Annotated in this window: 7 protein-coding genes; 3 read left to right on the top strand and 4 right to left on the bottom strand. The window is 59.7% G+C overall.

The window, feature by feature from the left end:
• Positions 1 to 314 precede the first annotated feature (314 nt).
• On the bottom strand, positions 315 to 1,994 hold the full coding sequence (locus tag Q0G18_RS00285; RefSeq protein WP_297148373.1) for an MFS transporter: 1,680 nt from the start codon (positions 1,992 to 1,994) through the stop codon (positions 315 to 317).
• Between the two features lie 666 nt (positions 1,995 to 2,660).
• Here Q0G18_RS00285 and Q0G18_RS00280 point away from each other — a divergent pair.
• From Q0G18_RS00280 to Q0G18_RS00270, 3 genes are read left to right on the top strand one after another with little or no spacing between them, the layout of a single operon-like run.
• A complete protein-coding gene (locus tag Q0G18_RS00280; RefSeq protein WP_297148371.1) occupies positions 2,661 to 4,337 on the top strand; it encodes a LuxR C-terminal-related transcriptional regulator in 1,677 nt (558 codons plus the stop codon).
• Between the two features lie 22 nt (positions 4,338 to 4,359).
• On the top strand, positions 4,360 to 5,679 hold the full coding sequence (locus tag Q0G18_RS00275; RefSeq protein WP_297148369.1) for a BadF/BadG/BcrA/BcrD ATPase family protein: 1,320 nt from the start codon (positions 4,360 to 4,362) through the stop codon (positions 5,677 to 5,679).
• On the top strand, positions 5,562 to 8,330 hold the full coding sequence (locus Q0G18_RS00270; protein WP_366768794.1) for an acyl-CoA dehydratase activase-related protein: 2,769 nt from the start codon (positions 5,562 to 5,564) through the stop codon (positions 8,328 to 8,330). Before Q0G18_RS00275 ends, Q0G18_RS00270 begins: the two co-directional genes overlap by 118 nt.
• 152 nt (positions 8,331 to 8,482) lie before the next feature.
• On the opposite strand, the gene Q0G18_RS00265 is transcribed toward Q0G18_RS00270, so the two are convergent.
• From Q0G18_RS00265 to dmsD, 3 genes are all read right to left on the bottom strand, one after another.
• Complete coding sequence (locus Q0G18_RS00265; protein ID WP_297148367.1) at positions 8,483 to 9,397, bottom strand: 3-phosphoglycerate dehydrogenase; 915 nt, start codon at positions 9,395 to 9,397, stop codon at positions 8,483 to 8,485.
• Positions 9,398 to 9,635: 238 nt separating this feature from the next.
• Positions 9,636 to 10,547 (bottom strand): DmsC/YnfH family molybdoenzyme membrane anchor subunit, encoded by a 912-nt coding sequence (locus Q0G18_RS00260; protein ID WP_297148365.1) that lies wholly within the window; start codon positions 10,545 to 10,547, stop codon positions 9,636 to 9,638.
• 9 nt (positions 10,548 to 10,556) lie between these two features.
• Positions 10,557 to 11,198, bottom strand: coding sequence for a Tat proofreading chaperone DmsD (gene dmsD, locus Q0G18_RS00255; protein ID WP_297148363.1), 642 nt, complete (start codon positions 11,196 to 11,198; stop codon positions 10,557 to 10,559).
• Positions 11,199 to 11,210: the final 12 nt, after the last annotated feature.

The following is an 11,210-nucleotide window of genomic DNA, read 5'->3' as shown; positions in this document are numbered from 1 at the left end:
GCCTAAGGGCGTGCCCTACGAGAAACTCTACGACGAGGAAGGCAATGCTATCGGCTAACTCGCCCATAGCATTTAGCCCGGCAAACGGCCTTTAGTAACGCGCCGCTAAAGAAACCCAAGGTGGTCTCGGACTTCGCAGTTCCGAGGCCGCCTTTTTTCTTGCCTCTCATTCAGAGGGGTCAGACCGCACTACCCTTGCGGCACCATAGTGGCAAGGATGATATTGCAGCTCTTCCCTCCCTCGTAACATAAAAGAACCCCCGCCAAAGCGGGGGTTCTCGATGCAACCGAATGGGTAGCTTTTCGATCTTGCACTACTTCTCGAAGTAAGCCTTGCGATACGGAGTAGCGAAGATGAAGAAGTAGACGAACGGAAGCAGAACGCCGACGGCCATGAGAGGCAGAGCGACTGGGTTCTTCGACCAGCCGGAGACAGCCAGCGGGCACACGATGCAGGTGACGAACAGGAACGCGATCACGACGAGCATGATGATGAAGTTCGTCATGCCGGTGTCGGAGGCGTCGGTCTTGCCGTCGCCAGCCAGCTCATCCATGGACTTGCCGCCGGTTTCCTTGACGAACAGGAGGCAGCAGATGAAGCCGAGGACGAACGGAACGATGAGGACGAGAACGACCATCGACCAGTTGGTGGCACCTTCTGCGGTCTGGAACATAGCCATGCCAGCGATGCCGCCGAGGACGATCGAGGAGGCGGAGCCGCCGAAGCGGGCGAACGCCTGGCACCACGAAACGCCAGTGTTGCGGATTGCGGTCGGGTAGGACTCAGGCATCAGCGGCTGAACAGCGGTGATGGCGTAGTTCAGAGCGAAGCCGAAGAGGAGCATGAGGGCGATCGACAGACCGAAGTTGTTGGGAACAACGAACACGGAGCAGATTACGATCGCGACGATGCAGAAAATCCAGGAGAACGCCAGGTTGCGCTTACGGCCGATGCGGTCAGCGACGAAGCCGACGCAGCAGTTGGAGGCGATAGCAGCAACGTTGTTCCAGGTCTGGAGAGCAACAGCCTCAGTCGGGGTGTAGCCAATGCCCTTGAACCAGGTGGGCAGCCATGCGTTCATGCCGTACACGCAGAACTGGCCAACGAAGTAAGCGGTCCAGATAGCGGCGGTCGGGACGATGAACTTCTTGGAGAACAGGATGTTCGGGGAGGTCTTGGCAGGCTTCGGCGGAACGACGAGGAGCTTCGGGTCGAAGTGGGTCTCTTCCTGGCCAGCGGAGCGCTGCAGATGGTTGAGAGCCTTGCAAGCCTCTTCCATGCGACCGGCATTGGCGAACCAGTGCGGGGTCTCATGCATGAAGAAGTGAAGCACGATTCCGTAGATGATGGGCAGAGCGCCGATCAGGTAGCAGAGGCGCCAGTTGGCGTACATGGTGGCAGAGGAACCATCAGCGTTGAGGTAGGTGACCTCGTTGGTGAAGCCGCCGAGAATCGGGCTTGCGGTGTTGCAGATCGGGTTGCCGACAACACCAGCGAGAACCCAGCCAGCAACCATGCCCGCCATACCGATCGTCACGAAGACGCCGCGCTGCTTGGACGGAATCGTCTCAGAGAACACGGTGGTGACGATGGGGATGCAGGAGCCGACGCCGAAGCCGGCGATCAGACGGAATGCTGCGAAGAACACGAGGTCGTTCGCGAAAGCCTGGGGCAAGGTGAACAGACCATAGAAGATAACAGCGATGGTCAGCATCTTCTTACGGCCGATCTTGTCGGACAGGATGCCGCCGACTGCGCCGCCGAGAACCATGCCGAGCAGGCCCCACGTGGTGAGCGAGCCCATGAGAGCACCCGGGTTCGGGTTGTCGGGCCAGAACGTATGTGCAACGAACAGGTTGGTGGTGTTAACGACCATGAAGTCGTAACCATCGAAAATCATAGCGAAGATCATGAGGAAGAACATAAGCCACGTGTGGCCGTTAACTCCCAAATGGTCTACAACCTCTGAAACGGTGAATTCCTTACCGTTCATTAGTCCCTCCTTTAAGTGAGAAGCTTGAGTATCCCGACTCAAGCGGAGCGGCTTTGCCTATATCCCTTAGGCGGACCGCCATGCAATTACTCCCCATTTGCACTAACGGCAAGAACATGGTGCGAAGGACACGCCCCAGAATTCAGATTCCGCAACTACGGGTAGTGACTCTTCAATACCGGCCATTGCAGAAGCTTCGGCGCCCTCTCGCATCCATTGCGAGAAACCGTATGTGCCACATCCCCCTTTCTGACTTCTCTTTCAAATTGCCAATCTATCCCCTGCGGCCAGCGGTATAAAAACGCCGGCGAACAGACAAGCGGTACTTTACGTAAGGCAAACGGTATGAGCGTCAAACCATGAGGTTATTTTTGCTCATATCGTATCAACCTCACGGGTTGATATTTCGACATCCACGCGTAAATCTGTCCACTTTTGCCCTCATCAAATCTCAATTGCCTGTCCCTTCCCAAAAATGGGCACTGTGTTGTTTTTGTTGCATTCTGCGCACGAAATTGAGCAAAGATTGCGCGCATTCGATAGCATTACCTAGCTTCAGTAGGGTAATATAGTTGCGTATGCAGTATCGAACGTTTAGGTTGAGAATTACCGCGCAAAAGAAGATAATCACGAAGCTCGCAAACGCATTATTTAGGGGAACAACTTATGGCTTCGACTTTTCCGCATGTCACTATCACGGTCGCAGGCAAGGAAAACGGCTCTGACGCCTCAGGTGAACTTAATACGCTTTCACTCGGGTACGGCTTCCATCAAGCATGGATTTACTCTGCCATGTTCAGCGCTGGCGTGTTCTTTGGGACCGACAAACCCTTCACCATGCTTTTCGACGGAGCATATTCCTGCTCGCTCATCGTTCTCGTAATCTCGATGATTTTCTTCGGCATCGCACTTCTTGCCCTTGGCGTTACCAATCAGATGTTCTTGCGCTTCTACGTGTCGAAGCGAGCGCTCGGGCTTTCCGCATCGCTCATCTGTTTGGGCACCTACGCCTCGTTCCTCGTTCCTGTCGGCGGGCCCCTCGGCACCCTCGCCCTGCTCTTCGCCGGCTTGGCAACGGGCATCGGATCGAGTCTTATGGTCGTGCTGTGGGGCACGGCGTTCGCACGCTATGAGTTCAGCACTATCATCCTGAACACGGCGGTTTCAGTCGCCATCGGCATCGGCCTCTACATGGTTCTCACTCACTTGGTGCCGCCCTTCTGCTCGGGCGTCATCACCGGCATCTTCCCCATTGCCGAAGTCTTCATCCTCTGGCGTCTGACGCCGATTCCCTACTATCGTCGTCGCGAGATTCCGATTTTCCATCCGTTGACGGTCAAGCCCGCGCAGTTCCTTGTCCGCATGCTTATCCCGACAGCGATCTTCGGTTTCGCGCTCGGCGTCCTGCGCACCGTTGCGAGCAACATCGTGCTCCCTGCCGCCGACTTAACGATGCTCCTCGTCATGGGCGCCGCAGCCTGTTTGGGCATGTTCATCACCATCGCAACGATTTTCATTTCGAAGAACGAGGGGCATTGGGACCTCATCTTCCGAACGCTTTTGCCGTTCATCGCCCTCGCAGCGATTTCCCTGCCGTTCCTCGATTCACCGAGCTCGCTTCTCGCGTGCCTCGCGCTCATCGTGGGATACATGTGTTTTGAAGCGCTCATGTGGATATTCTTCGCCGATCTGGCGCAGGAGTTCCGCCTTTCGCCCATTTTCGTGTTCGGCACGGGACGAGGCACGCTTGCGCTTGCCTCTCTTTTCGGGACCCTTTTCGCCATGACACCGATCAGCGACGCCAGCTCCATGATCACGGGAGCCGATTACGGCTCTGGGGCTCTACTCGTTCTGTTTGCGCTCATCCTCGGATATGTGCTGTCGCCCCGCCAGCGCGAAGTGAAGGCGATTGTCGCCGCCCCAACTGAAGGAGTAAACGTTGATCAGGGAACGGAGGCCCTGAAAAAGCACATCGCCGCGCTGGACGAGAGAGACGCCACTGCAGAGAAGGCGCCCGCTCCCGAATCCGAAGAACCTCAGGAGACACCGCAGGATGCCGAGGAGGGTCGCCGCGCGAAGGGCCGCTTCCATGCCCAATGCGAGGCAATTGCCGACCGCTACCTTCTCTCGCGGCGCGAGACCGAGGTTATGTTCCTTCTTGCGAAGGGCCATAACGCGGCGTTCATTCAAGACCAGCTTTGCATCTCTAAGAGCACGGCGAAGACGCATATCAACCATATCTATCGCAAGCTCGATATCCATACGCAGCAGGAACTTCTCAGCATGGTCGAGGCCGCCAAACGCGAGGCATACGACTCGGAGAACAATCCTCCGCGCCGCTAGCGCGTAAGTTGGCGCTCGAAAGATGACGGCAGAGGATTCCGCTAAAACCTATCGCTTCGGAATCGACGCGGGGTCGAAGACCGTGAAAGTCGTGATCGTCGACGAAGACGGCACCGTGGTGAACTCGATTTACCGCCGCCATCTTTCAAACATTCGCGAGACGCTTGTCGATATTCTGCACAACCTGACCTGGCGTTATGGCGATCTTCCCGGCAAGGCAACCGTCACCGGCTCGGCGGGCATCGCGCTCGCCGAGATGCTTAAGCTCCCGTTTGTGCAGGAAGTTCTAGCAACCGAGCGCGCCGTGCGAGAACTCTACCCCGACGCCGACGCCGTCATCGAGCTTGGCGGCGAGGACGCGAAGGTGATTTACCTCTCGGGCAACCCCGAACAGCGGATGAACGCGACCTGCGCCGGCGGGACAGGCGGGTTCATCGACTCGATTGCCTTCATGCTCGGCGTGCGTTCGAGCGACATGAGCCGGCTTGCAGGCGGGGCGTCGCGCATCTACCCGATTGCGTCGCGATGCGCCGTGTTCGCGCAAACCGACGTACGACCGCTTCTGAACGCTGGCGCAAAGAAGAGCGACATTGCGGCGAGCGCCCTTGAGGCCGTCGTGCGGCAAACGATTACCGGGCTCGCATGCGGACGGCCCATTGAAGGGAAGGTCATCTTCCTCGGAGGGCCATTACAATTCATTCCTGACCTGGTCAGACGCTTTCAGATTGGCCTTGGGCTGAAACGCGGAGAGGGCATTCGGCCACGCTGGGCCCACATCTTCACCGCCCACGGCGCCGCACTGTATGCAGGGGAGCTGCCAGAGAGCAAGCCTACATCGCTTGGGCAACTCGAGAAGTGCATACGACAAGCGGATGCGCCGGAAGACGACTTAATGCGGCTTGAACCCCTGTTCGCAACCGACGAAGAACGTGAGACGTTCAAGGAGCGCCATGCACGGGTTGATTTCCCCCGAAAGAGGCTCTTCGATTGCAAGGGTCCGCTTTACTTAGGGATAGACGCGGGATCGACCACGGTGAAGACGGCCGTTATCGATGATGCGGGTAACCTTGTTTATTCCTGCTATACGCCGGTGCAGGGCGACGCACTCGCCACCGCGACCGAAGAGCTGCTCGATTTCGACAGATCGCCCCCCACGTCTACGGCACGGACGAAACGACCGCCTGGGTTGCACATGCCACGGCGACGGGATATGGTGAGGACCTGCTGCGTGCGGCGCTCGGTATTGATTCAGGCATCGTGGAGACGACGGCGCACGCCCGCGCGGCAATGGAGCTCGTGCCCGACGCGACGTTCGTGCTCGACATCGGCGGACAGGACATGAAGGCTCTCTGGATCAAGAACGGCATGGTGTCGAACGCCATCCTCAACGAAGCATGCTCAAGCGGCTGCGGGTCGTTCATCGAGGGCACCGCGCACTCGCTGCGTTTGAGCCCCCATGCGTTCAACGATGCCGCACTTACCTCGGAGCACCCTGTTGACCTGGGGACGAAGTGCACGGTGTTCATGTCATCCCGCGTCAAGCACGCCCAGAAGATCGGCGCGAGCGTCAACGATTTGGCAGCGGGTATCGCGTATTCGGTAGTGAAGAACGCCCTGTTCCGCATCATCGGCGCCGAAAGGATTGATACGCTGGGTTCCAAGATTGTCGTGCAGGGCGGCACCTTCAAGTCCGACGCCGCGCTGCGCGCATTCGAGAAGGTTTGCGGTGTGGAGGCCATCCGCCCCGAGTCCGCCCATCTTATGGGAACGATCGGCGCGGCGCTGATCGCGCGCGAGCGAGCCCATGATGCGATGGGGAAAGCCGACGGCAACTTGGACGCAGCGCCGCGAAGCACGATGATTTCCGCGCGCGAGCTTGAGTCGCTGTCCGTCGAGCGTTTCTCGTCCCGATGCCCAGGGTGTTCGAACGCGTGCCTTCTCGCCATTGCCGATTTCGGGAATGGCAGGCGTTTCATCAGCGGAAACAAGTGCAGCAGCGCGAATGACTTCGAGTTTTCGCGCAACGAGGAGCCCAAAACCCGCGCCGCGGAAGCGGCCGCGATTGAGGGTCGCAAGCCGACCCCCCGCCCCCACCAGGCCCCGAACGCGATCGCCGTCGAGCAGCATCTGCTGCAGTCGGTTGAGAGCGTAGTGCAAGGCGGCGCCCGCGGGACGCGCTCGATCGGCATCATGAACTGCTTCGAAACCTACGAATATACGCCGTTTTGGCGGGCGCTGTTCGCAGAGCTTGGTTTCAGCGTCATCATGCCCGACGATGCTCGCGGCGCCTCACTCGAACAGGCGGCGCTCGCAACCGTCCCCGCCGAAGGTGCATGTTTTCCCGCAAAGATTGCGCATATGAGGGCATTCGACCTGATGAACGCAGGTGCGGACGTTATTTTCATGCCTCATTTCAACCGCATCGGACGCTGCGCGGTGTCGTGCGAATACGCCGATGCGCTCGCAGATGCCGTACCCGCGTTTGAGCAAGGAGAGGTGCGGCTTTCACGACCCCACCTTTCATCGTTCAAAGTGGCGCGCATTGTAAAGGACGAGGATGACCTGTCGACGCTCTTTTCCGAGGTAGGAAGCTTCTGCCCTGACGGCGCGCCGCTTTCGCGAGAAGAGTTCGACCACGCCCTCAAAAAGGCGCTTGCATCGCAAAGGGAATTCTTCGATACAGTCGCCCGAGCAAATGAAAAGGTAATCGACTGGCTTGCCAAGGATGCACAGCGGCACGCCATCGTGGTTGCCGGGCGCCCCTATCACACCGACCCTCGTCTTATGAGGGGAATCGATACGATGCTTACGAAGTTGGGATTCGCCATCCTGTGCCCCACAAGCTCGGATGCGTGGGCGACGCGTCGACCGCACGACCCGAATTGCCCGCCATGGAAACCGGGCAAGCACCTTGCGCGCCTCGCTCGATTCGCCGCCGAGAATGCGCAGGTCGACCTTGTGTGCCTGCAATCGTTCGGCTGCGGCTACGACGCGCTGAGCCTTGAAGACGCGCGCGACATCCTCGAAGCGGCAGGAAAGCCCTTCACTGCGCTGAAAATCGACGACCTTTCGGACAAGGCTCACCTCAATATCCGCCTTCGCACGCTGGCCGAGGGGATTGAGTCGATGAGCCGCCGCGGGAAAAGCGGACAAGGATTGCTCGCTGCGAGCTTGAAAGAGCGCGAACACACGATTGGCCGTTCAGGCGCAAGCACCCTGGCCACGGTATCGCATGTCGAGAAGGAGCGCGCTGCGAGCAAAAACGCCACTGGCAACGCAGGGGTCGCCGAAGCTTCGGGCCGCGAGTTCGAGCGTATTCCGAACGTCATGAGCGAGGGGATATCCGCCGTTGATGCACAGGTGGCGCAACGCCAGGTGCCGGGCGACGTCTGCTTTACCGCAGCAGCTCTCATCGCACGTTCCTTGCAAATAGTTGAAAAAAATCCCCAGGTTAGAGCGTTGCATATTCCCTTAGTCTGCAACCGCTGCCTACTCGATGGACTCGCCCATACGATTTGGCGGCTCAACGGCAGCTGCCCGGATATCATAGAAGAAGAACGCTGGCCGCGACCCATCGAAAAACCCGCCACGCCCAAGGAGGAAGGCATCGGGCGCGTTCTCGTCGGTATTGTCGGCAATCCGCTTCTCTGTTTCGACGCACTCATGAACGATTCCATCTTGAAGTTGTTGGAACGACTGGGGTGCAACGTTGCGATGCCCGACCCCGACAAGCTCTTCTGCGAGGACGTCCGCTATCTCGACCAGCTGGACGAGTTCTCGCGCAAAGGGGTCGATTGCGTGATCTACCTGCAGAGCTTCGGCTGCATGAAAGCGCATGTGCACGCCCGTGGCTTCGCCCACGAATTCGCGCGCCGCTATCCCGATATGCCGATCACCGTCATCGATTACGATTCCGAATCATCAGCGTTGAACAGGGAAAATCGCATTCGTCTCGCCGTAGAGGCCGCTCAGCGAACGAAGAGGGAAAGATAGGGCCCAAAAAAGAACCGCGCCCAGCAAACCCCGGCCTTCCACGAGCAGCCCGCAAAAGCGCACGCAACGCGCGCGGGGAGCGTAAGGTGGGAAGGCGGGCGCTGAGCGCGGCCTTGGCAGCGGCTCGTTTTCACAGGCCGCTGACGTAAAAACTAGTTAACGCAGTGGACCTTTTTGCCTGTTTCCAGGTAATCCATAACTTCGCGCACGGCCATTTCCGCGCAGTTTTCCTCAGCCTCTGCGGTCGATGCGCCCAGATGGGGGAGGACAAGCGCGCCCTCCATCGTCATGACCTCGGGCGTTGCAAAGTCCGTCACGTAACGGCGAACCTTACCCGACGCAAGTCCCGCGCGCATAGCATCATTGTCGATCAGAGTGTCACGCGAGAAGTTCAGAAACGCCGCGCCCTCCTTCATGGCCGCAATTTCGTCCGCACCGATCATGCCCTTCGTCTTCGGCGTTGCCGGGACATGGATCGTGATGTAGTCGCAGCTCGCACACAGGTCGAGCAGGTCGTCGGTGAAGCGGAGGTTCGGGGAGATGGCAGCTGCGCGCTCGGCATCGAGGAACGGATCGTAGCCGACCGTCTTCATTCCCAGCGCCTCAACTGCAGGGATGACAAGGCGCCCGATGGCGCCAAGGCCGATCACCCCGAGCGTCTTCCCCATGATTTCGGTGCCGGCGAACTGCTTCTTCGCCTTTTCGGCGCTCTTCGCGATGTTCTCGTCGTCCGCGTTGTGGCGGCACCACGCGGCGCCTCCCACGACATCGCGCGCAGCCAGGAACAGGGCACACAGCACGAGCTCCTTCACCGCGTTCGCGTTCGCGCCTGGCGTATTGAACACGGGAATCCCGCGCTCGGCAAGCGCGTCGAGCGGGATGTTGTTCACGCCCGCGCCCGCGCGCGCGACCGCCTTCAAGTTGTCGGAGAATTCCATCTCGTGCATGTTCGCACTGCGCACGAGGATGACGTCGGCCTCCGACACGTCGTCGGTCAGCTCATAGTCGGACGACAGGAGCGCCAGCCCTTTTTGCGAGATGTTGTTCAAGCAGTGCACTTTGTACATGGAATCCCCTTTCTATTGGTAGGTTTATCGCACAGGATAACGCGGCGGCGGCACAATGCGCGGGGAAAATACTGTAGGCGGCTAAAGTGGCGCCTGTTAAGACGCGCTGGCCGCCGAAAGCGGGAAATGAGCAGTTGGCGGTGGTAGTGGGTGAAAACCCCGGCGCCAGCAGCCGCGAGCGGCTTGGGATCGCATGGGCGAGGGGTCTGGCGCCTGCGGGCCCGCAGCTGCGAGCGCGCTAGAAGCTGATGCCAACTGTCATATGCATCATGTAGAAGGAGAAACGCATCACGAAGATGCCCGCGAGCACGAGCAGCGCCGCAACCGAGGCGCGCGAAACCGAGATGGTCATCTCGTCGGGAGACGCCTTCCCTTCCTGCGACACAGAGGGCCTGAACAGCGACAACGCGTCGACAGCGATTCCCGCCGCAGCGAAAACGGCGAAGACGCAGACGAGCAGCGCGTAATGCGGCACCAAATCGCCAGCGGACGCGACGGCGTTCTCGGCCGGCAAAACAATCGCCCCCTGAAGGGCATACACGACAAGGCATGCCGCCAGCGCAACGACCGCAAGCACAAGCATGAGCCGCCCAAAGCGGTTCCCCCGCGATTTCCACCGCGCAGCCCGTAAGCCCACGATGGCGAGGACCGGCCCGCCGAGCAGCGCGTTCGCCCACAGGCTCAACGGGGAAAACGGCGTGTCCCACGTGACGATGGTGCTCGCGGAGTACGCAAAGGCGATTGCCGTGACGCACGCGATGCCACTCGCACACGCCCCAACGGCGAGCAGGCGCTGGAGCAGCTGGCGGGGCTTCACGGCGAACGAGTAGAGCCAGTACACGCCCGAAAACGCAAGGAAGATGACGGCGCTGAACACCTCGTTGGAAAGCGGGCTTCTCCCCACCCCCATGAACACGTAGAGCGCGTTTGCCGGGTTCCCCAAATGCGTGGCCGATGCGACAAGCCCCACCAGCGATACGATGAGCGGGATGCAAAGCGCCTTGTCGATGCGGCGATGGGCGTCGTCGGAGAGCCTTCCGCGAATGATAGGGAGCGACATAAGCGCGTATGCCACCGCACCCGAGGGTGCAAGCGTCGTGAAAAGCACGAGTGTGATTTCGCTGAACGCGGTGGCGAATCCCGTCGACATGGTGATTCCTTACTTGTAGAAGCGCGGAAGCTTTACGGAAAGCCCGCGGAAATCCTGGATGCCGAGAAGCGTGGAGCGCGTGAGCTCGGCAAGGCCGCGGTAGAAGGGATGGCGGGCTACAGATGCGAGTTCCTCCAGGTAATGCGGCGCCCACGTGAGAAGATGGTTGCACAGGTAGTCATCGAGCGTCTCGGGCTGCGTGCGACAAAGATGGGACATAAGAGCCAGCATGAGGCCGATATGGTCCTCGGGGGTTTTCTCGTCGGTCGTCCGCGCGACGCCGTGCTCGCGCATCCACGCGCGCAACGCAAGCGTCGCCTCGCCGAACACGACGCACTCGCGATCGGTGTAGACCGACCCCCACGGCGGAGCCACAAGGTGCCCCGGCCCTACGAAAAGGGCTCGGTATTCCCAAACGAGGTCGTCGGTGACGCCTTCCGCCAAACCTTCGACCATTTCCTGAAGAGCAAGGGCAGACGAAGCCGCCTCGGCGAAAGGCCACTCGCGCGCTGCCGCGTCGGCATCGAGCGACGCCAAGGCGGAAAAGGACGCCTGCGCGCCGCCTGTCTTCGGGTCTTCCAGGAAAAACGGCGCGAGCGTGTCGCCTACAAAAGCAATCGCGTCGAGCATCTCGTCAAACTGTTCGGCCATAGCGAACCCCCT

The sequence above is a fragment of the uncultured Ellagibacter sp. genome, from assembly GCF_934636505.1.
In the GTDB taxonomy this organism is placed as follows: Bacteria; Actinomycetota; Coriobacteriia; order Coriobacteriales; family Eggerthellaceae; genus Ellagibacter.
Note: the sequence above shows the minus strand (reverse complement) of the source record. Positions and strands in the feature narration are given on the sequence as shown.